This is a genomic window from Lentibacillus kapialis (assembly GCF_014646635.1).
GTDB lineage: Bacteria > Bacillota > Bacilli > Bacillales > Amphibacillaceae > Lentibacillus > Lentibacillus kapialis.
The window spans coordinates 1-23,435 of record NZ_BMNQ01000039.1 but is presented as its reverse complement, the minus strand read 5'-3'; the positions used below and the strand labels follow the sequence as shown (position 1 = coordinate 23,435).

Annotated in this window: 22 protein-coding genes and 1 tRNA gene; 1 reads left to right on the top strand and 22 read right to left on the bottom strand. The window is 42.6% G+C overall.

What is annotated here, in order from left to right; genetic code table 11:
* Nucleotides 1-110: 110 nt before the first annotated feature.
* The 5 genes from hpt to spoIIE form a co-directional block, all read right to left on the bottom strand.
* The gene (hpt, locus tag IEW67_RS12340; RefSeq protein ID WP_188633384.1) at nucleotides 111-653 is read right to left on the bottom strand and encodes a hypoxanthine phosphoribosyltransferase; all 543 of its coding nucleotides are present in this window, start codon (nucleotides 651-653) and stop codon (nucleotides 111-113) included.
* 15 nt (nucleotides 654-668) lie between these two features.
* Nucleotides 669-2,063, bottom strand: coding sequence for a tRNA lysidine(34) synthetase TilS (tilS, locus tag IEW67_RS12335; RefSeq protein WP_188633383.1), 1,395 nt, complete (start codon nucleotides 2,061-2,063; stop codon nucleotides 669-671).
* 97 nt (nucleotides 2,064-2,160) lie between these two features.
* Complete coding sequence (prkT, locus tag IEW67_RS12330; RefSeq protein WP_188633382.1) at nucleotides 2,161-3,099, bottom strand: serine/threonine protein kinase PrkT; 939 nt, start codon at nucleotides 3,097-3,099, stop codon at nucleotides 2,161-2,163.
* Nucleotides 3,062-3,802 (bottom strand): VWA domain-containing protein, encoded by a 741-nt coding sequence (locus IEW67_RS12325; protein WP_188633381.1) that lies wholly within the window; start codon nucleotides 3,800-3,802, stop codon nucleotides 3,062-3,064. Before IEW67_RS12325 ends, prkT begins: the two co-directional genes overlap by 38 nt.
* Nucleotides 3,803-3,895: 93 nt before the next feature.
* On the bottom strand, nucleotides 3,896-6,346 hold the full coding sequence (spoIIE, locus tag IEW67_RS12320) for a stage II sporulation protein E (protein ID WP_188633380.1): 2,451 nt from the start codon (nucleotides 6,344-6,346) through the stop codon (nucleotides 3,896-3,898).
* Between the two features lie 312 nt (nucleotides 6,347-6,658).
* Between spoIIE and IEW67_RS12315 the strand changes: the two genes are divergently transcribed.
* A tRNA-Met gene (locus IEW67_RS12315) sits at nucleotides 6,659-6,732 on the top strand.
* A 240-nt stretch (nucleotides 6,733-6,972) separates the two neighbouring features.
* Here IEW67_RS12315 and IEW67_RS12310 read toward each other — a convergent pair.
* The 17 genes from IEW67_RS12310 to ispE all read right to left on the bottom strand — a co-directional run bounded on the left by IEW67_RS12310 (nucleotide 6,973) and on the right by ispE (nucleotide 23,011).
* Nucleotides 6,973-7,353: a S1 domain-containing RNA-binding protein gene (locus tag IEW67_RS12310; RefSeq protein WP_188633379.1), complete on the bottom strand. Its 381-nt coding sequence runs from the start codon at nucleotides 7,351-7,353 to the stop codon at nucleotides 6,973-6,975.
* Between the two features lie 74 nt (nucleotides 7,354-7,427).
* Nucleotides 7,428-7,814, bottom strand: a complete 387-nt coding sequence (locus IEW67_RS12305) for an FtsB family cell division protein (RefSeq protein WP_373288534.1) — start codon at nucleotides 7,812-7,814, stop codon at nucleotides 7,428-7,430.
* The gene (gene yabQ, locus IEW67_RS12300) at nucleotides 7,815-8,414 is read right to left on the bottom strand and encodes a spore cortex biosynthesis protein YabQ (RefSeq protein WP_188633377.1); all 600 of its coding nucleotides are present in this window, start codon (nucleotides 8,412-8,414) and stop codon (nucleotides 7,815-7,817) included.
* Entirely contained in the window at nucleotides 8,411-8,710 is a 300-nt protein-coding gene (yabP, locus tag IEW67_RS12295) for a sporulation protein YabP (RefSeq protein ID WP_188633376.1), read from the bottom strand. Before yabP ends, yabQ begins: the two co-directional genes overlap by 4 nt.
* A gap of 59 nt (nucleotides 8,711-8,769) precedes the next feature.
* Nucleotides 8,770-9,027: an RNA-binding S4 domain-containing protein gene (locus IEW67_RS12290; RefSeq protein ID WP_188633375.1), complete on the bottom strand. Its 258-nt coding sequence runs from the start codon at nucleotides 9,025-9,027 to the stop codon at nucleotides 8,770-8,772.
* Nucleotides 9,028-9,032: 5 nt separating this feature from the next.
* Complete coding sequence (gene yabN / locus IEW67_RS12285) at nucleotides 9,033-10,484, bottom strand: bifunctional methyltransferase/pyrophosphohydrolase YabN (protein WP_188633374.1); 1,452 nt, start codon at nucleotides 10,482-10,484, stop codon at nucleotides 9,033-9,035.
* Nucleotides 10,484-12,064, bottom strand: coding sequence for a putative polysaccharide biosynthesis protein (locus tag IEW67_RS12280; RefSeq protein ID WP_188633373.1), 1,581 nt, complete (start codon nucleotides 12,062-12,064; stop codon nucleotides 10,484-10,486). The genes yabN and IEW67_RS12280 overlap by 1 nt, the downstream gene beginning before the upstream one ends.
* A 125-nt stretch (nucleotides 12,065-12,189) precedes the next feature.
* On the bottom strand, nucleotides 12,190-12,726 hold the full coding sequence (gene spoVT / locus IEW67_RS12275; RefSeq protein WP_188633372.1) for a stage V sporulation protein T: 537 nt from the start codon (nucleotides 12,724-12,726) through the stop codon (nucleotides 12,190-12,192).
* A gap of 162 nt (nucleotides 12,727-12,888) precedes the next feature.
* Nucleotides 12,889-16,422, bottom strand: a complete 3,534-nt coding sequence (gene mfd / locus IEW67_RS12270) for a transcription-repair coupling factor (protein WP_188633371.1) — start codon at nucleotides 16,420-16,422, stop codon at nucleotides 12,889-12,891.
* A gap of 85 nt (nucleotides 16,423-16,507) precedes the next feature.
* The gene (gene fin / locus IEW67_RS12265; protein WP_188633370.1) at nucleotides 16,508-16,738 is read right to left on the bottom strand and encodes an anti-sigma-F factor Fin; all 231 of its coding nucleotides are present in this window, start codon (nucleotides 16,736-16,738) and stop codon (nucleotides 16,508-16,510) included.
* A gap of 130 nt (nucleotides 16,739-16,868) precedes the next feature.
* Complete coding sequence (gene pth, locus IEW67_RS12260) at nucleotides 16,869-17,429, bottom strand: aminoacyl-tRNA hydrolase (protein WP_188633369.1); 561 nt, start codon at nucleotides 17,427-17,429, stop codon at nucleotides 16,869-16,871.
* 114 nt (nucleotides 17,430-17,543) lie between these two features.
* Entirely contained in the window at nucleotides 17,544-18,188 is a 645-nt protein-coding gene (locus IEW67_RS12255; RefSeq protein ID WP_188633368.1) for a 50S ribosomal protein L25/general stress protein Ctc, read from the bottom strand.
* Between the two features lie 129 nt (nucleotides 18,189-18,317).
* The gene (locus IEW67_RS12250) at nucleotides 18,318-19,271 is read right to left on the bottom strand and encodes a ribose-phosphate diphosphokinase (RefSeq protein ID WP_188633367.1); all 954 of its coding nucleotides are present in this window, start codon (nucleotides 19,269-19,271) and stop codon (nucleotides 18,318-18,320) included.
* A gap of 15 nt (nucleotides 19,272-19,286) precedes the next feature.
* Nucleotides 19,287-20,672, bottom strand: coding sequence for a bifunctional UDP-N-acetylglucosamine diphosphorylase/glucosamine-1-phosphate N-acetyltransferase GlmU (gene glmU, locus IEW67_RS12245; RefSeq protein WP_188633366.1), 1,386 nt, complete (start codon nucleotides 20,670-20,672; stop codon nucleotides 19,287-19,289).
* A gap of 170 nt (nucleotides 20,673-20,842) precedes the next feature.
* Nucleotides 20,843-21,133, bottom strand: coding sequence for a septation regulator SpoVG (gene spoVG, locus IEW67_RS12240; RefSeq protein ID WP_188633365.1), 291 nt, complete (start codon nucleotides 21,131-21,133; stop codon nucleotides 20,843-20,845).
* Nucleotides 21,134-21,271: 138 nt separating this feature from the next.
* Nucleotides 21,272-22,081 carry a pur operon repressor gene (gene purR, locus IEW67_RS12235; protein WP_188633364.1) on the bottom strand — a complete coding sequence of 270 codons (810 nt, stop codon included), beginning with the start codon at nucleotides 22,079-22,081 and terminating at the stop codon, nucleotides 21,272-21,274.
* Nucleotides 22,082-22,153: 72 nt separating this feature from the next.
* Nucleotides 22,154-23,011 carry a 4-(cytidine 5'-diphospho)-2-C-methyl-D-erythritol kinase gene (gene ispE / locus IEW67_RS12230; protein WP_188633363.1) on the bottom strand — a complete coding sequence of 286 codons (858 nt, stop codon included), beginning with the start codon at nucleotides 23,009-23,011 and terminating at the stop codon, nucleotides 22,154-22,156.
* Nucleotides 23,012-23,435: the final 424 nt, after the last annotated feature.

The following is a 23,435-nucleotide window of genomic DNA, read 5'->3' as shown; positions in this document are numbered from 1 at the left end:
AACTAATTGTGCTTACAATTTCTTTAATAAGTTTACCGCGATTCCTGCCATCTTTTCACGAAAAGAATGGGGTTATGACATCTTTGTGAACGTTTCGATATTTAGTCTATTCACGATCCGCCATAAACTTCCGGCTTCAACACCCCGATATATGGTAGATTACGGTATCGTTCTTCATAATCTAAACCGTAACCGACGACAAATTCATTTAGCACTTCAAATCCAACAGTATCCGCCTTAATATGTGATGTGCGTCCGGACGGTTTATCCAGCAGTGTTACAATTTTAATGGAATTGGCTTTACGGTACTTAAATAAATCAACCAGGTAACTAAGTGTTAAGCCACTGTCGATGATATCCTCGATAATTAATAAATCACGTCCCTCAACTTTTGTGTCCAAGTCTTTTACAATCTTCACTTCACCGGAGGAACGCATTTTACCACCGTAGCTAGAGACATCCATAAAATCCATCTCCAGGTATGTATGAATACGGCGCAATACGTCAGACATGAATGGCAAAGCGCCCTTCAGAACACCGATCGCCAAAGGAAATTTTCCATCGTATTCCGTTGTCAGCTGTTCTCCGATTTCTGTACACTTTGCAGCGATTTCCTCTTCCGTGATTAATATTTTTTCAATATCATTGTGCATGCTGCTCCTCCTATTTTATACATCGCTATGCTTAAAGCTTAACTGAATATACGTACCGGTGTCGGCTTGTTTCGGGGGTAATCCTTTTTTTAAACCCGCTAACCACAGAACGTTATCATTATTATCCGTTATAACGGGCCACGTATCCCTTGTATGTAATGGAATTTTAGCGTCAATAAAAATATCTTTAACTTTTTTGCTTCCGTTCAGTCCTTTCCATCGCAGTCGATCGCCGGGTTTTCGTGTCCTGATATGCAGGGGCAGGGCAACCGCTTCTTGATCACATACATAAATAAAGTCATCTTTCATGCGGGGCCTTCCCGTGATTTCCGCAGACAACGTCATCCCGTCAGGCAGTACTGTTTCGCCGGGAAGCTCGATCATCATATGGTAGAAAAACGAGCTGTTCTGTTCGTTTTTGAAGTAAAAAGCCATATGCTGATAAGACCTCTCCAATTTCAAACACTCGGGAAAGTCGATTCGGGTACTGCCATGGTTCGCATTAAGCATCGTTAAAAACTGTTCCTCATGTACATATGAAATTTTTTTGGGAATGTCATTGTACAGATAGTTCAATATTAGATGAAAGACTCGCCTTTGTAAAGAACGCGGATAAGAAAGAAACGTTTGGATATTTAAATGAACGACAGTATTCTGATCATCAAATATAACCGTCTGTTTTGCCATCTTTTCAGCTTCCTGTTCCAGAAACTTCTCATCTTCCTGCAGTGAACAGCTTAAATGACGGGTGGTCTGATGAAGATTCGGATTCTTATCTTTAAGCAATGGCAGCACCTTGTTGCGGAAATAATTTCGTGTATAGGTCAATTCGTTATTCGACGGATCTCTCCTTGGTATAATAGCGTGTTCCCGGCAATAATGTTCGATGGATTCTTTTGTAACACATAAAAAAGGCCGGATAATCTTTCCGGATGCAAAGTCCCGCTCAAGCGGCATGCCCCTCAATGATTTTGCGCTGGCTGAATTGACAAGCCCCATCACCATCGTCTCAGTCTGATCATCACCGTGATGTCCAAGTGCCAGGCAGTCTGCGCCGTACAGCATCATTTGATCGCCGAAAAATTGATAGCGCAGATCTCTAGCTGCAACCTGTGTCCCCATTTTCCATTCTTGTTTGTAGGCCGGCACATCCAATGACGTTCCAATAAACATAATGTCCCGTTCCCGACAAAACGCCTTGACATACTCAAGATCTTCTAGCGATTCCTCACTACGAAGCTGATGGTCGACAGAAATGGCCATCAAACGTAAATGCCATTCCTCCCGAAGATTCCAAAAAAAATGAAGCAATGCCATGGAATCCGGACCACCCGAGACAGCAACCATTATTGTTGAGTGTTCTTTTATCAATTGATGACGCTTAATAAATGCGCGAACTATGTTTTCCATTGCCATTCCTTCCCAATCAGGAAAAACTTCTTATTTATCCTCTTTTATTCTATCATAATTCCATTCCGTGACAAAGCTCCAGGATACCTCTAAAACGTTATGGCAGTATCAGCGACGAAAGGTAATAAAATAGGGCAGTCAGAATTATCCCTCCCCCCTCTATCAACGGTGACCCGGCATCATGAATGGATCTCCTGCGGCGGCCTGATCTGCCCTTGTGTTTTGCGGCATTCATCGCATTCAGTAAGTCATGCCGCATCTCATCGCTTGACTGATAGCCACCTAAAAGTGCTTTTTTAAGGCACTCCCTGTAGTTGCGTAACTGCCCGACATCGTTCAATTTCTTCAAAAGAGTCGCCTTAGGATTGGCTCCTTTTTCAAACCGCTTTGGGTAATATATATTTAAAAACACCATCACTAATGCAAACAAATCATAGCTTGGTTCAGCCTTTCTGGAACCAAGTCCCCAGTAGCCCCGGTCATAGAACTCCGTATATTCCTTAATCGCCCTGCCGATTTGGGTTGTACCTCCGACATCGATCCAGCGTACTTTTGGTGGATGTGGGAGAACGATAAGATTGTCGGACTTAAAATCCCCGAATACCCAGCCGGCCTGGTGCAATTGTTTTAAATCATCAAGTAATTGCAGCATAAAAACAGACGTCCATTCATGTCCGTGCCTGCTGATGAAGCGACTTAGGGGCTCGCCCTCCAGGTATTCCATCACATAAAATGAACACTTGCTGCTGGAGGATACTTCCCAGTCATCTACATCGAGCAAAGAAGGCCCAAGACGACTGCCTTGGACCTTCTCCAACGATTTCAGAACATTTACCTCAACCGTCATAGATGTTGCTTTATCACTGATTTTCAGGGCGCCATATTGGCCGTTCCATTCACATAAGTAGACCGTACCAATCGCACCTTGACCGAGTCTTCTTTTTATGACATATCGGTTCCGGTGCCATTTTCCTTGAATAACTGTTCCCGGTCTTATATTAATACTCTGCTTCTTCCACGCTTGGTCCATCTTCATCCCTCAAATTTTTTAATAACCCTTTTTTGCCAAACTGATACATCGCTTCCCGGATTGCCGGACCGGTTGGTGTGATACCACCGCTTGTCAGTTTGGGAAAGACCGTGGAGATTGAATCAAGCTTAGGAGACCAATCCAATACTTTTTCAATCGCCTTCTTTCTTCCGGGAAAATTGAAAATGCAGAACCGGTTGCGTCCAATACGAGCATTCAAGCTGATTGACAAATCAACCAGTGCCTCCTTCACAGTTGGCAGTTTATCATGCATGCTTGCACTCGTATCTGTCAGAACAAGCACTTCCAGATCACATGTCTCACCCATATCTTCCACAACTTCCATGATTTCGCCGCGCTTTTCCGGTTCAATCTCTTCCAGGCTCTGATTATCTCCAAGAATCTGTTTCAATTCCTGATTGACAAACCCTTGCAATGTTTGAGTCATTGCCTGCTTTGTAACAGTTTGAACGGTTTGTGAAAGTGCCTGTTTATATACTAGCTGGCTGACTCCGGCACCCGATAGTGCAATATCCTCAACTTCTTGCAGCCCTTGGGGATCTTCAGTCTGATCATCGTCCAGAATTCCGATAACATTAACGGTTATTCCCTGCTGCCTGCATATCGCAGCTGTCACCGCCGGGTCTTCACCTTTGTTTGAACAGCCATCCGTAATGAGTAAAATTTGTTTGAGTGTCCCTTTTTTCACCAGACAAACCTCCCTTATATCCATTACCATCATCGCCATAAATGCTGGCCGATATACGTGGGAGTTGACGGCTATACAAAAGGATCGGTTCATTTACTGTGCCTGGTCTTTATAAATGGGAATCGATGTCCATTGCGGCGCGTTTTTCGTCACCTTAGCAACAACTACTGTCATGTCATCCTCAATCGCACCACCCCTTGTACGAATAACTTCTTCCAATATTAAGTCGGCCATTTCCTGCGGGTCGTCTGTCTGCATATTTCGGATTTTGCGTTTTAGCCACATATCAATATTTTCAATATGCTTAGGCCCGTCCAGGATACCATCGCTCATCATGATTAAAATATCTTCTGATCTCAATTGCTCACCGACGATGTCCACATCAAATTCCTGAATGATTCCCATCGGCAGATTACTTGCCTCGACCTTTATGATTTCATCTCCCCGTTTAATCAGACTTGGGGTGGATCCGATTTTCAGGAATTTAACGGACGCGTTGTGTAAATTAATAACAGCAAGATCAAGTGTCGCATACATCTCATCGGTTGTTCTTAATGACAGGATGGAATTGATTGACTTGATCGCAACACTCTCCGGTATCCCTGTCTGCAAAATCTGCTGCAAAAGCCGTAGTGTTTCTTCACTTTCCTCGTTGGCGCGACTCCCATTACCCATTCCATCACTGATGGCCATGGCATATTTACCTTCTCCCAGTTCAATCGTACGAAAACTGTCACCTGATACAAGTCCACCTCCTTTTGCTGCATTGGCAACCCCTGTATCAACGACATATTCTTTTGCTGAACCGAATACAAGCTGGCAATATCCGTTAGGAAATGGCGACACGTCTTCCTTTTTCACGATAATCATTTCATTGAGAATATCGGATAAGACCGGCGCAATCAGTTTTGACCCTTCACCGTGATAATCATAAAAGGACAGCGTCATTTCTAAATCGATATTTCCTTTTTCCAGCCGGTAGATATCAAGCTTTTCCAGCGCAATGCCCATATTCGACAACGTATCGATGATTTCCATTTCCTGTTTCTCGTGATGCTCCCGTTCTTTCAAGATCTCATTTGCAAAATCATCCATCACTTCAGAAACACCCTGCAGCTGGTCTGCAACAAAACGTTTGCTATCCAATACTTGTTTCTTCAACTTCTTATTCGCTTCAAAAATTGAAATTTCATCTTTCATCGTATCCATCACTTTCTTGTTTTTGACACAATGGTTTTCAAAATCACGAACCGATTTGTAATTCGGTTCTTTTCCGTTTGCCAGATCACTCTTTAAGTTCTCCATTAATGAATAGGTTTTGTCAAACTGCTGTTCCCAGCATCGTTCTTTCATAAAACAGGTCTGGCAGGTTTTTTCGGTCACCTGGCTTAGAAAGTAATCTGTCTCGCGTTTGTCATTCACGCTGTCTTCATTCATTTCCTCCACTGATGAAAAACTCTTAGACAATGCTTCAAAAACATCGGAAAATTGTTCAACACGTTTAGCTGTTACATTGCGCACTTTCTGCAAGTATTGCTCCTGTTCATTAGAGTGTTCCTCTGTCCCTGGAATATAACGGGACAGTTTTTTTATCCATCCCGGAGGTGTAATCAGAAACAAAGCAATGGCGACCGATGTTTCCGTAAGTGATGGGATAACCCCTGCCACATTAGCATAAATTGCAATCAGAAACGTCCCGACCAACAACCCGATACTGACACCAACTTTATTCCCCTCCTTGAGAAGACCGCCAAGCAGTCCTGAAAAAGCCAGCAAACTCATCTGATAAAGGTTAGCAACATTGGCCAGTGACAATATAAGCCCTGCCACAACGCCAACAGTAGACCCCATGGCGGCGCCCCCGACAAACGAGAGTAGCAGTACAAAATACCGGGAGAAAATTTGTTCAATCGAGGCATTATAGACTTCCCAGCCAATTGTTCCTGTAAGAATCGACGCTAGGAGTATAATCAGACAAACAATCTCCTCATTTTTTAATGTGGGTTTAAAACGTTGTGGTGATAATAATGGAATACTCTGCATAAAGATTAATACCAGGACGGTCCCCAGCACACCTTCTACCAATAGCAGCATCCATTCATAAGACGACAGCTGTCCCCAAATCGAATAAATAAACAATCGCGGAGCTAACGTTGAAAAGAAAACAAAAATAGGTATCAATACTTGTTGTCTGCTGACATTCTTAAAAATTCCCGCCATAAAAATAAACAAAGTCATCGCCAGAGTAATAAATAGTCCATGCGTGACAGAATAACTGAATGCTCCTGCAAATACAGCGATCATCACCTTTGCGGCTTTTCTCCTATGTATAAGCCAGATACCGGCTAAAAAAGCAACCGCAAACGGAGAAACTACGGATAGAATGACAGCTCGTCCAAGCAAAAAACCGACAAGAAAAAATAGCCATCCTTTCTCCAACAGCAACGTTTTCAATTGTACGGACAATCTGAAGCGTAGTTTTTCCGGCAGCCCTTGGTTAACACCAAATGCTTTGGTTTCCGCCCGTGAAATCGAATTCATCATAGAATACCACTCCCTCTTGCCAAACATTAAATCACATTATGCATTCTTTTTTTGTCAAAACAACAGAGCGGTTTCAAAAAATCGTTCGACTGGTTTCTAAATGGACAAGCTATTTTCTACAACAGATTCCGTATTCTGTTTAGTGGTGTCACCTTTTTGTCATTATTTTCCTGAAGTCCTTTACTAAGGCAGAAGCAGACGGTATAAAAGTCAATAAGCAGGCCAATTTCCATGCAGGCTTCCGTTTCGATGTTAAAATTTCTGTTGACACATAGGTGTTGCTGTTGTATTATATTTTTTGTGACTGAATTTGGCGGCGTAGCTCAGCTGGCGAGAGCGTACGGTTCATACCCGTAAGGTCGTGGGTTCGATCCCCTCCGCCGCTATTACAAAATAAAAATGATATACTTTCTGATCTCACGAAAAAGCAGGTGCCGCAATTGTGTATGCAGCACCTGCCTTTGTATTTATCGAGAATTTATCCCGCATGTAACGGTCAGTAACTTGCACATTATGACCCTTGATTAATCTTGATGATCAATTCCGTCAACCGGCATCCAGTGGGGGAACAGTCACCACTGATTGAAGTTTTGCTTTATCATCAATTTTTCATAGACAGCAAACAGCTATCCCCTTTTAGCACCTCGACCTCCGCGTTTGGATTCCGTGTGCTTTTTCAAAGAGGCTAAGCGCTCATCCGAATCCTTAAGAAATTTATTCATTTTCGATTCAAAGGATTCCGTCCGTTGACGACTCCGCTGACGTGGCGGTCTCTCCTTAGCTTTTTTGATGGAAAGTCCAATCTTACCATCCTTTTCGACATTAAGCACCTTGACCGTTACCTCGTCACCCACGCTCAGATGATCATTAATGTCTTTCACATAGTTGTCGGCAACCTCACTAATATGGACAAGGCCTGTTTTTCCTTCCTCAATTTCTACAAAGGCTCCAAAATTAGTGATACCGGTCACCTTTCCCTGCAGCTTGCTGCCTACTTCGATTGACATAAAGAAAGTGCTCCTCCTTAAAGTTTTAAAAAAATATACTTCTTATATATTATAGCCAGTATTGCAAAAGCGTGTCAATAAGAGGGTTTTTCATCAGGAATATTAAAAATTAATTCGCCTTTTTTTGAGAAAAAGTAGTTGGTCCGTGCAATATCCAGTACATATTCCTCATCGTTCAGCAAGTTAATTTCTTCCTTCAGATTATTTTCCTTCTTTTCAAGAGCGGTCATCTCGCTCTGGAGTTGTTCATACTGCTCTTTTTTCTCCGCTTGAAGTGCCCGCTGATTAAAATGATAAGAAGCCAGACTGCCAAAAGCGATGACCACTACGATTAAAAATAAAACCAGGCGGCGCCTAAGACGTTGTTTCTTTCGTTTCTGTCTTTCTATGTAGGCATCATACTGCTGCATATAATTCGAATCTAGTCGTGTCACGTTTTTTTCCTTTAAAGGCACAGGCATCTACCTCCTCTTAGTGATGAGATTATGAAACCATTTCTTAATTGTATTCTCTATTGTACTATAAAACCCTGCTATTTTGTGTAACTTTTTTTGGATTGATTGAGGAAACATTTTATATATCGCCCGGAAGAGCCAGAATATCGGGGACCAAACAACGTTTAGGGAGTACCGTAACACCGTCAGCAGTATTTTTAATGTGACTATAATAACCGTCAGCGTCGATTGAAAGATAAATTTAACCGGCGCAATTATAATGACTCTGACCATCTTCTCCACGAATTGATAAACTTGCGTCATGATTCTAATCAAATGCTCAAGAACCGTCTTATATGTTTTAGCAACTAGAGCCTGGTATATGGCAAAACCCAGCAGAACAGCTGCAAACACATAGAAGCGCAATTCTCCACTATTCACTTGGAATAAAACGTAGTATAACAGCAGCGTCTGTGTCAGCCAAAAACTGATTTCCATAAAGTATTTTAAAAATACACGACGATTCCAACTGATAGACAGACGTCGGAAGGTATCGCACGCAATTCCCAGATAAAACCCCCCGGCTATCATAGAAAGCATCGTCATAAACTGGACTTCGAGCGTCATTTGAATAGCTTGCTAAAGAATCCTTTAGCTTTCTCCTGGTGATGTTCATCAACATAGGAAAGCTCGTACACTTTGCCCTTAATGGTGACAAGTCCGTCACTCACATCAAGGTTTTTCAGTTGCAGATTTTGCCCACGGATAATCAAATAGCCCATGACCGTTTCCAGCAGGAATTCCTCGTTGTCGAAACTATCGACTTCCTTTACGCCGGTTATCTCCAAATCTTTTCGGTTATTAACTGTTACAGTATGCTCCTGCACCGTCCGATTAACGGGTTGCTGTTCATAATAATTCATACACTTCACCCTCCTTATCACTACCACTGTATGATAAGAAGGACAAGTATAGAACTTCCCTAATTCAATTCCTCCTCACTGACCACTTTATATAAGTTGTCAGCTTCTTCTTTTTTCGCAGCTTCTTTTAATGACGTCACTTGAAGTGTTACTATTTTCTGGCCGTATCTGATCACCATTTCGTCACCGACCGACAAAACCGTTGACGCCTTGGCAGGATTGCCATTAACGGTAATGCGTCCCTGACCGGCAATTTCTTTTGCCAATGTCCGGCGTTTAATCAGTCTGGATACTTTTAAAAATTTATCAAGTCGCAACTCTATCACTCTTTTCCTTTTGCCTGATTCCAATAATAATTCAGTTCTTTCAAGGGTGTCTCCCTGATGCTTTTCCCTTCTGCTTCCAATTGTTTTTCAATATACGAAAAACGGGACATGAACTTCCGGTTCGTCTGATTTAGTGCGATTTCCGGATTTACTTTATAATACCGTGATATATTGGCTAACACAAACAATACATCGCCAAGTTCGCTTTCTAATTCCTGCTGACCGTATGTGTGGAGAGTCTCCTTCACTTCATCTAATTCTTCCTCAAGTTTTTTCCATATATCCTGGGGATTATCCCAGCCAAATCCGACTTTTGCTGCTTTTTCCTGCAGTTTAAATGCCTTGGCTAATCCCGGCAATCCTATTGGTATACCGTCCAACAGCGATGCTCGCTTATTACCTTTTTCCTCCTGCTTCAGTACATCCCACGTATTGTGAACGTCATCAATGGTATCAGCCGATTGACCTTTAAATACATGCGGGTGCCGATGGATCATCTTATCCGTAATTGAACGAATGACATCATCAATGGTGAAGTAGCCGTTATCTTCCCCGATCTGACTATGGAGCACCACCTGCAGCAGCACGTCACCCAATTCTTCAACAATACCGTCGTCATCCTGTTCATCAATTGCCTCAATTAATTCAAAAGCCTCTTCAATGGCATATTCCCGCAGTGTTTCATGCGTCTGCACCCGGTCCCATGGGCAGCCATCAGGGGATCTTAATGCAGCAATAACTTCGCGCAGACGTATGAATGTGTGATGGAGCATCCCATCCGGCACTGCAGGAACATATACGGACATAAGATTGTTCACGTTGGGAATAACATGATCCAGTTCTTCCAAATGAATATCGGTTATTTTTTCCTGACCGGTGCCAACTGCTTCAGCAATTTTTACCGGATAATCTGGCGGCAGATCTTCAAGCAGTTCCAGTTTAATATTTGATGCGACAAAGCGGTCATACACTTGACTGAACACAATATGGTGGCGATAATTCAATTGACTGCGTTCAAATGCAGTCCCATCAATAAATTGAAAACCATCAATCGGATCAATTTTCAGTGACGTGAACAACGCATCAAGATAACTGTGACCGCCGATGATGTCAACCAACACATCACCCTGATCCAACAATAGCTGTACCGTTTTTTCGGCAAGCATTGGGTGACCGGGCACCGCATAAATGATGGAAGTGTTTCGTGCTTTTTCCAGGAGTGTATCAGCAATCTGCCGATACACACTTTCAAACTGATCTGTTTTTTCATAAATGTGATCAAAAGATGTAAAGGTAACGCCTTCCTCTGCTAATTGTGTGATCACCGGGTGATCGGTCGTACGGACATATAGCGATGTATTCTGACTTACTAATTTCTTATAAATACCGAGTGTCAATTGGTCCAAGTCGCCGGCACCAAGCCCGATAATTTCAATTGTATGACGCATTAAAGATCCCTCTCTTTATGTATTCGTGTCAACACTCCAGCAAACGGAAACATGGACAATTCCTTTTTTGTAAATACCCCTAGCCGCAGCAGCAATACCAGATAGACGGTCGCTCCGGCAGTTGAAATGAATAGCACATAGAATAATAAACTGGCTCTGGATGCGACCGGTTCAAATAGATAGTCCATCCCGGCTAAAAAAACAGCCATTCCGGTTAAAGCTATAACAATCGCACTCCAATTCAAATGGTTTAGCAAATTAAGTGCAGGTAACTTTCGTTTTAATGCTATGATTATCATGACAACAAAAGCAGCTAATCCAAACACCGTTGCCACCGCACTGCCGGTTATTCCGAATAGCGGTACCAACACTTGATTGCCCGTCCATTTCAAAAAAAAGGCAATCAGCACAAACCCTGCTGTCCGCTTTATATATCCCATTCCCTGCAAGATGGAGGCTGCTGTTATGCCGACAGAACTTAGTAAAATGGCGACAACCAATATTCTCAAGCTTCCCGTTCCAGCATCATTCTGAAACAAGAGTGCGTTTGCTTCCGGGAAAATCAACACCAATCCAACTGTTGCTCCAACCGCCAAATAAAAACTGGTATGCAAGGCGCTTCGGATAGAATCATCAAAGGGGCTGCTTCTATTAATTTTTTTCCCTGATAGTGCGGGCACTAGTGCCAGTGCAAATGATGACCCCAGAACCGTTCCGAGCTGAATAAGCGGCTGACCACGATCAAATACGCCCTTAGCAACCTTTGCTTCACGTTTGGATAACCCAAATTCCTGTAACCCTGGAATAAGTGTGAATGTATCGGCGAATTGAATAATAATCAGAACCATGTGATTCAATGCTGCAGCGATACCTAAAACAAGCACTGTTTTTACATAATACTTCCAAGGGATCACCAATTGCTGTTTTTTCGATGATCTGTGCCGACACACGAAAGTCAAAAGAACAGCAATTCCCATCAAAGCACCTATGATCGAAGCTATAACAGCAGCCTGTCCAATGGTGTATAAATCTTCCGGATGTGTATAAACCCATATGGAAGCCGCAACAATCAAAATAACACGCGTCAGTTGTTCACCTATTTGAGAATACGCAGTTGGTTTCATAAACTGTCTGTTTTGAAATACACCACGTAATACGGCTGAAAAGGGAATCAGTAAGAAGGTAAAAGCTGTCAGTTCATAAGTTCTTGTCAGTCCGATGTCCCCTGCCCATACAGCCATTTCCTCTGCATTGAAAAACATAAACAGAAAAATGCTTCCCATCATCAGCAGCATGACCAGAAACACCGGGAGGTAGAAAGATCTTAGTGAAACCCCTTTCCCTTGTTCTTTAAAGTCAGCTCCCATTTTTGATATAGCAGAAGGAAAACCATATAAAGCCACAATCATAGCAATAGCAAGAAACGGGTATACTTGCTGATAAATATAAAAGCCCATATCCCCTGTCAGGTTCTGGAGTGGTACCCGGTATCCGGCACTCAGCAGTTTACTGAGAAAACCTGCCAATGTTAGCAGAAGAGCACCTTTTACCAGTTTGTTATGCGCATTTTCATCCATCATAAACGCCTTTCCATAAAACATTTGGACTTATATTATAACATAAGAAAAAAGCGCCTCATTTTTAAAAAATAATGGCACTTTTTCCGATTGAATGAGTATGGTACTTAAGAAAACGCGGTCAATTGTTATTCCATCTGCTTTGCCAAAAAACTTGAAGCTGTTTGGACCGATTTTTTCTCGACGTCACTCAGTTTTTGGCCATCTTTTGAAAACAACATGACGCATCCGATCGGATCGCCACTGGCAATAATCGGACTGATGCAATACGAATCAAGCTGTTCTTCCTGCCCCTTAATAAGCTCGACTGTCGCAGGTTCCGTTTCATAGTCCATCGTGCGATCCTCCATCGTCTTGTCCGGCTGTGCGCCAATGCTCTTATTTAAGTATTCCTTTTTAGACTCGCCTGCCACAGCAATAACTTCATCACGATCGCATATGAGAACCGGACAATTGAGCGAGTCAAACAATGCTTCTGCATACTCGTTTGCAAAAGAACTCAACTCGCTTATCGGGGAATACTTCTTTAAAATAACTTCACCTTCCCGGTCGACAAATATTTCTAATGGATCTCCCTCGCGAATACGCAACGTTCTTCTGATTTCCTTTGGGATGACTACCCTTCCTAAATCATCAATACGGCGTACAATTCCTGTTGCCTTCATGTTAGGAAGCCCTCACTTTCTATGATGAATGTTCCTGGTGCACATGTTTTCAAACGTTACCTTCATGAGAAAAAAACACCAGTTGTGAGTTTAGTATGAAGCATCTTTAAAGAACTATACATCTTGTGAACGCGAGATTATGCTTTTTTTATTTTACAGTTCCTATGCATTAGATTCCTCTCTATCAACATCAGAAAGCTGGTTGATAAAGTTCTCAAGTCTTTCATACCGCTGATGCTGTGTATCTTGACGCCATTTATACATAATCTTCAGCTTATTGCCTGCCGTTCCAAGTTGAACTTCCCGCCCAAACTGGTTGGCCAGCGTAAATAATTTTGAACCGTCAACTTGCTGACTACGGTTTTGACTGACAATCACTTCAATTTTCTTCGGCTTCTCGCTGATTGATTCAACTCGCTGATATTTTGCCTGTCTTTTCAACGAGGATACAACGAACAGATTTGCTACTTCTTCCGGGTAATCACCAAAACGATCGATTAATTCATCGCGGAGATCTGTCATACCTTCAGACGATGTAATCGATTGAAACTGTTTATACATATCAATCTTTTGCTTTTCATCGTCAATATACGTATCCGGTATATAGGCCTCGAGAGATAATGATAACTCCGGTTCCAGTGTCTCGATTTCATCGAGTTCCTTTCCTGATTTGCGAGCTTCAATGGCATCTTTAAGCATTTGTGAATACATATCAAACCCGACAGAGTCGATGAATCCGTGCTGCTGTGAACCAAGCAGATTACCTGCACCTCTAATGGACAAGTCGCGCATAGCAATTTTAAAGCCTGATCCAAGTTCAGTGAACTCTTTAATCGCCTCAAGGCGCTTTTCTGCCACTTCACTTAGCACTTTATCTTTGTGATAAGTGAAATAGGCATAAGCCACACGATTGGAGCGGCCGACTCTTCCCCTTAATTGATAAAGTTGACTGAGGCCCATACGGTCTGCCTGGTTAACGATTAATGTGTTGACATTCGGTATATCGACACCCGTTTCAATGATGGTTGTACTGACAAGGACATCATATTCACCTTCCAGAAACGCAAAAACGACATTCTCAAGTTCAGTTTCATTCATCTGACCATGGGCGACAGCTATTCGTGCATCTCCGACGAGCATGCCGAGGTCTCTTGCTACTTTATCGATATTTTCCACCCGATTATGAAGAAAAAACACCTGACCGCCGCGGGCCATTTCGCGTTCAACAGCCTCCCTTACAAATACAGGATTGTACTCCATTACATATGTCTGGATTGGGAAACGGTTTTCAGGCGGGGTTTCAATAACAGACAAATCCCTGACACCGAGCATCGACATGTGCAATGTTCTTGGAATTGGGGTTGCAGTCAATGTCAACACATCGACATTTGATTTCAGTCGTTTGATTTTTTCTTTATGCTTAACACCAAATCGCTGTTCTTCATCCACCACTAAAAGACCTAAGTCATGATAGGTCACATCTTTTGATAATAAGCGGTGAGTCCCAATAACTATATCGATCGTTCCCTTACGAAGCCCTTCGATTGTTTCATTTTGCTGTTTACGCGTTCGGAATCTGCTCAGCATGCCAATCTCAACTGCCTGGTTCTGGAACCTTTCCTGGATCGTTTCAAAATGCTGTTGGGCCAGAATCGTAGTCGGAACAAGAATGGCCACTTGCTTCCCGTCCGCCACTGCCTTAAATGCAGCACGGATGGCCACCTCGGTTTTGCCATACCCGACATCGCCGCAAAGTAGACGATCCATGGGGCGTTCTTTTTCCATGTCGGCTTTAATCTCAGCAATACAACGCAACTGATCTTCTGTTTCCTCATATGGAAATGTGGCTTCAAACTCATTCTGTAATTCCGTTTCCTCACTGAACGCATATCCTTTCCGGGATTCCCGTTCAGCGTACAGTTTGATAAGATCATCCGCAATATCTTCCACACTAGACTGTACTTTTCGTTTAACTTTTGCCCATTCGCTGCCGCCCAGTTTATACAGTTTCGGCTCTTTGCCTTCTGAAGCGACATATTTCTGGACCAGATCGATCTGATCAATCGGCACATACAACTTATCATCGCCGGAATACTTGATAAGCATAAAATCCTTGTGCAATCCATTCATTTCCAGTGTTTCGATTCCCAGATACTTGCCAATCCCATGATGCGCATGAACAACATAATCGCCCACTTTTAATTCCTGATAGTTTTTAATGCGTTCTGCATTGGAAATTTTTTGTTTTTTACGCGGACGTTTGGTCTTCTTTTTGAAAAGTTCATTTTCGGTGATCAGCACAAGTTTGTGCATCGGGAATTCAATACCGTTGCTGATCTCACCAACCGTTATCGTAGGTCTTTGTACAGGCAGCTCAAGCTGGTTTGCTACATTCGCTTCAATTGAATAATCCATGAATATGGATTGTATCTTTTCAGCCCGCTCGTCATTCGGTGCCAAAATAACGACCGAATAGTCACCTTTCTCCCAACGTTTTAATTCATTTTTCAATAAGTGCATCTGACCATGAAACTCCTGCATGGCCCTTGTCGATAAATTAACGATGTTTTGCGGCTGTGTATTCGGAATATGACGCAGGAATACAGACATATAAATGCGTTGATGTGCCATTTTATCCCACACTGAATTCCAGTCATATGAGAAGTGACTGTTTCGAACCATCTTGTTGGCTTCCAGCAGACTGCTGTACCATTCAGCCTCTTCCGCATCAAGATTAGTTACGGTTTCCTGAATTCTGCTCATTTCATCCAGGATGAGCAATCCATGAGACGGCAAATAATCTAGTAAACTAGCCGGATTATTATAAAGGAAACCGATGTATTTGTACATTTCCTGAAAATGTTCCAAGTTCTTCAAACGTTCGATGTCACTTTCAATCGTCTCAGCCAATGTTTCCTTTGCTTCCTGGGAGTTCACTTTTTTCAGCGACTCAGCTAATGCTGCCTCAAGACGTTGTGCAGCTGTCAGTCTATCTTCTTCTGTCAGCAGCATTTCCGTGGCCGGTCCGATTGTGACAGCTGTCTGCTTATCCAAAGAGCGTTGGCTCTCTGCATCAAAAAAACGGATCGAATCAATCTCATCATCAAACAGTTCAATACGTACAGGATTTGTCTCCGTAACAGGATAAACATCAATGATACCGCCGCGCACGCTGAATTCACCCGGAGCGGTAACCATTGAAGCTCGTTCATATCCCATGTCAATGAGTGATGACAGATATGCATCCAGATCAATTTGTTTGCCGGTTTGAAAGTAAAGCTGATAACGGGCCCAATAATCTGTCGGAGGCAGTATCCGTTTTAACGCAGCTGCCGGTGCAATCAGGATTCCCGATTGTTTGTGTGACCATTCAGTTAATGCCTCGATGCGCTGTGCTTTAAGTTCAGGGCTTGCAACGGCAATTTCCGAGGCAATCAGTTCGTTGACAGGATATAAATGAACATGTTCCTCACCTGTGAATGCTGTCAGATCATCATACATTTGCTGCGCTTGTGCAAGGTGATGCGTAACAAGTAAAACCGGCTTTTGAAATGATTCATAGACAATGGACGCAAAAAGGCTCCGCGCAGCCCCCGAAAGACCGGCAATCAGTTGTTCTTTCATCCCGTCTGATATCCCATTTATAACGGACGATATATCTTCATGCGATTGTAAAAAATCATGGATTCCCTTCATTTTCCCCCACCTGTTAACGTGCAAAAATGCCTTGATTACCATCAATCAGCAAATAACCAAAGCCTTTTTACTTTAATATATTGTATTATTGTATGAAATAGTCCAGTTCATGATATTGCGGAATACTTCCTAAGGACTCTTCACAACTTTCACATATGGACTTTATTTTTATATCACCATTTGCTTCATAACTAATCATATCACGTTTTTCCTCAGATGATAACTGATCCAGTCCCAGCATTGATGTATCGACCATTTGCTGATCCAGTTTGCCGATCCTCTGGCCGCAATGTCTGCATTCATAGACGATTGCCATAACATACCTCCTCGAATAAACAAAAGGTATCCTAAAGTTTATCCGAAAAGCACAAATTTATACTTATATGCTAGCTCAAATAGGCCGATAGCATCACTATATCGTTATCAACGAAACACTTGTGAACCCATCAACTGTTAAAGTCATTCATAACTTCGGCAAACGGTTTCTGCATCCATGCTTCACAAGCATCAGCGCTTTTTACGATACTAGATCTGACATGTTCCTGCTGCGCTTTCGAAAATGGTTTTAATACGTAATCCACTACAGGCATAGAAGTATCCGGTCTGCCGATGCCGATACGCAAACGGTTGAATTCTTTTGTACCGACATGGTCGATTATCGAACGAATGCCATTATGGCCGCCATGTCCTCCTTTTTGACGCAGACGGATTTTCCCTGCCGGCAGATCAAGGTCATCAAAAATAACCAAAATATCTTCCGGCGTCATTTGATAAAAGCTCATTAACGGGCGGATCGACTCACCGGAAAGATTCATAAAAGTCTGCGGCTGCAGCAGCAGGACTTTCTGACCATCAATTGATTCCAAAGTGGACTTGCCGTTAAATTTATCTTTTTTCAACTTCCAATTATAACGTCCGGCCAACTCATCAATGACCATGAATCCGACATTGTGGCGGGTTTTAGCATATTTTTTTCCTGGATTGCCCAAACCTACGATACATTTCATTTTGCTACTTCCTTTTGACATATTTTCTTACGCTTATTGCTTGTTGACTGAATGAAACAAAACCCTCCTAATAATTTGCTGACTAGGAGGGTTCGTATTTACTTGGTTAGTATATTATTCATTTTTGTCCTCATCTTGGTCATCTTCAGCATCAACCAACTCAGGCTCTGCATCTTCGTCTGTCTCTTCTGCCTCGATATCATCCATAGTGTCCGGCGGCACAACAGTAGCCACTGTCGTATCCGGCTCTTCGGTTATTTCATAGCGGTCTGCTTTTGGAAGATCATCAACCGTTATAGTATCACCAATCGTCAGCTGATTGACATCAACGTTAATGCTTTCCGGAATGTCCGCCGGTTTAGCACGTACCTGCAATTCATATAACGGTTGCTGCAGGACACCGCCTTCTTTCACTCCGGCCGGCTCCCCATCCAATATCAAGGATACTGATACGTCCATCTCCTCTTCCATATTGACGATATAGAAATCGGCATGAATCAACTCATCTTTCATTGGATCCGTCTGATATTCGTGAAGCATGACATCAACGGGCTTATCATCCTCTACATCAAGTGAGATGATAGCGTTCCTTCCTTCGTCACGTACAGTTTTAACTAATTCAATGCTATTGACGGAAATAGCCTTGGACTCTTTATCCTTACCATATACAACTGATGGGACGTCTCCGTTCAATCTAATCTGCTTTGTAGCAGATTTCTTCAAGTTGTCGCGTTTAGCCGCTTTTAATTTTACTGCCATCCTTATCACCCTCCGTTATTTCAAAACCTGTTTTTACTCAGGTTTTTATGGCAAATTCTTTTTTCAATAACGTTTCTATTAAAACATAATTCAACGCTTTACACAAAATCCATTGACTATACCTGTGGCTTAGTCGAACAAAATACTGACCGACTTAAGTTCATGAACCCGAGTGATTGCTTCACCAATCAATGGTGCAACAGACAGTTCCGTAACTTTGTCGCTCTTCATATCGTCGGTGAGCGGAATCGAATTGGTGACAACCAATTCCTTGATTTTAGAATCGTTTATGCGCTGAAGTGCAGGTCCTGATAAAACTGGATGCGTACAGCATGCATAAACTTCTTTCGCACCATTTTCAACCAATGCATCAGCAGCTGCTGTAATCGTACCTGCTGTATCAATAATATCATCGATAAGAATGGCTGTCTTGCCTTCAATATTGCCGACGATATTCATCACTTCTGAAACATTCGGACGCGGACGGCGTTTATCAATGATGCCGATTGGGGCTTTGAGATAATCCGCCATCTTTCTTGCCCGGGTCACACCGCCATGGTCTGGTGAAACAACGATAATATCTTCAAATTCCATTTTCTCAAAATGATTAGCCAACAGCGGCACACCCTGCAAGTGATCAATTGGCACATTGAAGAACCCTTGGATTTGCGGTGCATGCAGATCAAGAGTGATCACCCTGTCGGCACCGGCTGTCTCCAGAAGATCGGCTACAAGCTTAGACGTTATCGGTTCTCTTGAACGTGCTTTTCGGTCCTGTCTTGCGTAGCCGTAATATGGCATGACAATATTGATCGATTTGGCGGAGGCGCGCTTTAAAGCATCAATCATAATCAACAGTTCCATCATATGCTGATTAACCGGTGATGAAGTCGATTGAATCACATACACATCGTGACCGCGGACGCTCTCCTCAATATTAATCTGAATTTCTCCGTCACTGAATGCGGATACTGTACACTCTCCCAATGTTGTCCCGATATGGTCTGCAATATCCTGAGCAAGCTTTCGATTTGAGTTGAGTGAAAACACCTTCAACATTGGATCTTTATAGCCAGATGCCATGTAATTTGCCCTCCATTATTCCTTTTTTTGATTTCTGATCCGTGATGCATAACCTTCTTTGTTTGCTTGTCTTGCCCTGGCAATTGATAATGCATTACCGGGAACATCCTTCGTGATTGTGGAACCTGCAGCAACATAGGAACCTTCTCCAATAGTTACCGGTGCAACCAAATTGGAATTACAGCCGATAAATGCATCATCTTCAACCGTAGTCATATATTTATTCTTCCCGTCATAATTAACCGTAATCGTCCCACAGCCAATATTTACATTGCTTCCAACTTCAGCATCACCGATATAGCTTAAGTGAGAGACTTTACTTCTATCACCTAACGATGACTTTTTAACTTCAACAAAGTTTCCAATCTTCGCTTCATCACCAATGGATGCTTCCGGCCGTATATGCGAGTAAGGGCCAATTTGCACCCGGTCGCCTAAATGGCTGTTTTTGGCAACACTTTGTTTGATAATAGCTCCTTCGCCGACATAGCAATGATCAATTTCCGAATGCGGCCCAATTTCAGCACCTGCTTTAATCGACGTTTTTCCTTTAATGATAGAGCCTGGCTGGATTAAAACATCCTGTTCAATAATAACATCCGGACTGATATATGTGTTATCCGGGTCTATCAGTGTGACACCATTGCGCATATGTTTTTCATTGATACGCTTTTTAAGCGTTTTTTCGGCATGAGCAAGTGCTACACGGTCATTGATGCCCAGCGTTTCTTCAAAATCGGATGTTTGAAACGCACTTACCTTTTCATCCCGGCTTTGCAGGATTTCGATGACATCTGGCAAATAATACTCACCTTGTACATTATCGTTCGATACATGCTGCAGTGCTTCGAAAAGCTCTTTATTATCGAAACAATAAGTCCCTGTATTGATTTCATCCACCAGAAGTTCTGTATCTTTTGCATCTTTATGTTCAACGATCCGTTCCACTTCATTTCGATCATTGCGTATAACCCTGCCATAACCTGTAGGATTCGGGGCTTTTGCAGTTAAGATCGTGGCCTTGGCACCTTGCTGTTCATGATAATCAAAAAGTGCCTGATACGTTTCGCTGGTGATTAACGGGGTATCCCCACACACTACAATTGTCGTACCATCTTCATTTTTTAGTAATTTTTCTGCCTGTAATACAGCATGGCCCGTTCCTAATTGATCTTCCTGTAAAACCATTTCGCTTTCGTTACCAATATGTTCGGCCACTTTCTCCGCACCATGACCTGCGATGGTTATCATTTTATCAAGATTCATGGGATTTAATTGTTCGATTACGTGCTGCACCATCGGACGACCCATAACCGGATGAAGTACTTTATACAGCTTTGACTTCATTCGGGTCCCTTTTCCTGCAGCAAGAATCACAGCATAGCGTTTCGGTTTTGCCATGAGGAAGCCTCCATTTCATTTATCCATTATGAATATATCTTAAAAAAGCGTTATTTTCAACAGATAAAGCGAAACTTCATACAACGGCCCCCTGAATGTCAATTGAGCAAAAGGGAAATAAAAAAGAAGGGCTAACCCACTGCAGATTAGTCCTCCTGTTTATGATAGATTTAGGATGCCCCGGCTTCCTCGTAGTTTTCCGATGCTTCTCCAGCACGATGATATTCTTCTAATACCGCATCCTGAATCTTACCGCGAGTATTAGAATTAATAGGATGGGCAATATCCCTGAATTCACCATCAGGAGTACGTTTGGAAGGCATAGCCACAAATAGCCCATTGTTGCCATCGATCACACGAATATCGTGGACCACAAATTCCTCATCCATCGTAATGGATGCAATTGCTCGCATTCTCCCCTCTGTGTTCACGCGGCGTAATCTAACGTCAGTAACTTCCATGATGTTTCACCACCTTTTCCCTTTTGAACTTATTACCATTATTCAACAAAATGATAAGAATTCCTGCCTATTTGGCAAAAAAATTTTAGAAAATATTGCCTTTTTTCAAAAAGGGAAAATGCCTGCGCTGAACGCAAATCAGACGAAATTTCCATGGCGAACTTCAATGGTCTTTTGCTTCATATTCACATTTTTGATTTTAACCAAGGACGTGAAACTGTCCACCTCACGCTCGTCTTCCTCATCGTCTGCTTCGGCCAGTACTCCGATTGCTTGCACCTTTGCATTGAATTCTCCCAGCAAACTTGTCATTCCATTAATCGTCCCGCCTGCTTTCATGAAGTCATCGATGATACACACATTGGCGCCATCACGTAAGCTCCTTTTCGGCAGCACCATTGTCTGGATTTTCCGGGATGACCCCGACACATAGTTAATGCTGACAGACGATCCCTCGGTTACTTTCGGGTCACGTCTGACAATAACGACAGGCACATTCAGGACCGAAGCTGTTGCATAAGCAAGCGGGATGCCCTTTGTAGCAACTGTCACAACGACATCAATTTCCAGATGAGAAAAAGCTGAGGCTAACACACGGCCAATCTGATTGACCATCTTCGGGTCACCTAAAATATCGCTCATATATAAATAACCGCCGGGGAGTATACGGCTGCTGTCCTGCAACGTATGGCAAAGCTCATCAATAAATTGATTACTGTTTTCCCTGGAAAAATCAGGTATAAAGCTGACTCCCCCAGAAACTCCGGAGAGGGTTTGTAAATAACCGATTCCTTCTTCCTGCATGATACGGTCTACAATCGACAGATCTTCACTGATTGATGACTTGGCTGCTTTGTATTTATCGCTGAAAGACGGCAGTGACGTATGTTCTTTAGGATTTTCTAGAAAATAATTCATTAATGATACTAATCGATCACTTCGTTTCATATAGCCACCTCGAGTTCAATATCCGAATGTTTTAGCCAAACATATCATTAATATACGTCTTTAATCAAGCGTTTAGCGTCGGTCAAGTAATTGCACAATGTGAACGTCATCGCAAAACCCCCTTAAACCGTTATAAACACGCTTCGCTTTGCTGAAGTGGCTCGCGAGACCCACAACGGTGGGACCGCTGCCACTCATAACAGCTCCATCCACCCCAGTTTGAAGCATTTTATTCTTGATTCGCTTGACTTCTGGATATAATGCAAACGTCACATCTTCCAATGAATTACCGATATGACTGCACAGTTTTCCAAAATCTTTTTCCTCCAGCGAATGAATGACCTCTTCTGTCTGCGGGTGATTAACCGCCTCCGGGATTACTTTTGGAAAAATATGCCGGGTGGATATGCCAATATTTGGTTTCGCCAGGACTACATAGCAAGACGGTGGTGAGGGTAGTACACGTACTTTTTCCCCATGACCCGACCCAATTGCAGTATTTCCATGGATACAGAAAGGAACATCAGAGCCAAGAGACGCACCAAGTTCAACCAACTCACCTAAAGATGCATCAACCGACCACATCTGGTTAAGGCCGCGTAGCACTGCAGCCGCATCACTGCTCCCGCCAGCGAGTCCTGCCGAAACAGGGATGTTTTTTTGAATAATGATGCGGACACCCTGATACAATCGGTATTTATGTTTAAAAAGGGCGGCCGCTTTATAGGCTATGTTCCGTTCATCACTGGGAACATACTGGTTGTCTGTGCAAACCTCCACTCTGTCCTTTTCAAGCGTATACAACTCGATTCGGTCAGCCAGATCTACAGTTGTCATAATCATTTCAACTTCATGAAAACCATCCTCACGTTTCCCAAGGACGTCCAGTGATAAATTAATTTTGGCCGGCGCCCGTTCAAATAAAACCATATCGATCACCCATGCTTTACGAAAACTTGGCAGTTTCGCTGGAGTTAACGCACTTTTTTAATAATATAAAAACTACAGCAAATTGTATCATATTCGCAGAACAGTGGCGAACGTTAGAGAAAGAAACCGGAAACGCCATTAATTTCCCTTGTGAATATCGAAATCAGTGATTTTTCCTACCCCTTAAACCGGATTTTAGAAAAACCGGGCAAAGTGCGGCCCGGTCTTTTTTCTATCTTCGTTAGAGAAAATCAGATAATTTATATTCCTGTCCATGTACGCCATTATAATACGCTGTATACATTTCCCCTCCACACATTTCACAGTTGAATTTTGTCTCGAGGACCCCAGCCCAAGCTCACAATTCCAGAAAGCATATAGCGGAATCAGGAACCGCCGAAGTCGGATTATCCAAACCGAGCGG

What these genes read in the sequence shown, in the direction of transcription:
- hpt (WP_188633384.1), bottom strand. Translation starts at nt 653, where the DNA reads ATGCACAATGATATTGAAAAAATATTAATCACGGAAGAGGAAATCGCT.
- tilS (WP_188633383.1), bottom strand. Translation starts at nt 2,063, where the DNA reads ATGGAAAACATAGTTCGCGCATTTATTAAGCGTCATCAATTGATAAAA.
- prkT (WP_188633382.1), bottom strand. Translation starts at nt 3,099, where the DNA reads ATGAAGATGGACCAAGCGTGGAAGAAGCAGAGTATTAATATAAGACCG.
- spoIIE (WP_188633380.1), bottom strand. Translation starts at nt 6,346, where the DNA reads ATGATGAATTCGATTTCACGGGCGGAAACCAAAGCATTTGGTGTTAAC.
- IEW67_RS12310 (WP_188633379.1), bottom strand. Translation starts at nt 7,353, where the DNA reads ATGTCAATCGAAGTAGGCAGCAAGCTGCAGGGAAAGGTGACCGGTATC.
- IEW67_RS12305 (WP_373288534.1), bottom strand. Translation starts at nt 7,814, where the DNA reads ATGCCTGTGCCTTTAAAGGAAAAAAACGTGACACGACTAGATTCGAAT.
- yabQ (WP_188633377.1), bottom strand. Translation starts at nt 8,414, where the DNA reads ATGACGCTCGAAGTCCAGTTTATGACGATGCTTTCTATGATAGCCGGG.
- yabP (WP_188633376.1), bottom strand. Translation starts at nt 8,710, where the DNA reads ATGAATTATTATGAACAGCAACCCGTTAATCGGACGGTGCAGGAGCAT.
- yabN (WP_188633374.1), bottom strand. Translation starts at nt 10,484, where the DNA reads ATGCGTCATACAATTGAAATTATCGGGCTTGGTGCCGGCGACTTGGAC.
- IEW67_RS12280 (WP_188633373.1), bottom strand. Translation starts at nt 12,064, where the DNA reads ATGATGGATGAAAATGCGCATAACAAACTGGTAAAAGGTGCTCTTCTG.
- spoVT (WP_188633372.1), bottom strand. Translation starts at nt 12,726, where the DNA reads ATGAAGGCAACAGGAATTGTACGCCGTATTGATGATTTAGGAAGGGTA.
- mfd (WP_188633371.1), bottom strand. Translation starts at nt 16,422, where the DNA reads ATGAAGGGAATCCATGATTTTTTACAATCGCATGAAGATATATCGTCC.
- fin (WP_188633370.1), bottom strand. Translation starts at nt 16,738, where the DNA reads ATGGCAATCGTCTATGAATGCAGACATTGCGGCCAGAGGATCGGCAAA.
- pth (WP_188633369.1), bottom strand. Translation starts at nt 17,429, where the DNA reads ATGAAATGTATCGTAGGTTTGGGCAATCCAGGAAAAAAATATGCTAAA.
- IEW67_RS12255 (WP_188633368.1), bottom strand. Translation starts at nt 18,188, where the DNA reads ATGGCAGTAAAATTAAAAGCGGCTAAACGCGACAACTTGAAGAAATCT.
- IEW67_RS12250 (WP_188633367.1), bottom strand. Translation starts at nt 19,271, where the DNA reads ATGGCATCTGGCTATAAAGATCCAATGTTGAAGGTGTTTTCACTCAAC.
- glmU (WP_188633366.1), bottom strand. Translation starts at nt 20,672, where the DNA reads ATGGCAAAACCGAAACGCTATGCTGTGATTCTTGCTGCAGGAAAAGGG.
- spoVG (WP_188633365.1), bottom strand. Translation starts at nt 21,133, where the DNA reads ATGGAAGTTACTGACGTTAGATTACGCCGCGTGAACACAGAGGGGAGA.
- purR (WP_188633364.1), bottom strand. Translation starts at nt 22,081, where the DNA reads ATGAAACGAAGTGATCGATTAGTATCATTAATGAATTATTTTCTAGAA.
- ispE (WP_188633363.1), bottom strand. Translation starts at nt 23,011, where the DNA reads ATGGTTTTATTTGAACGGGCGCCGGCCAAAATTAATTTATCACTGGAC.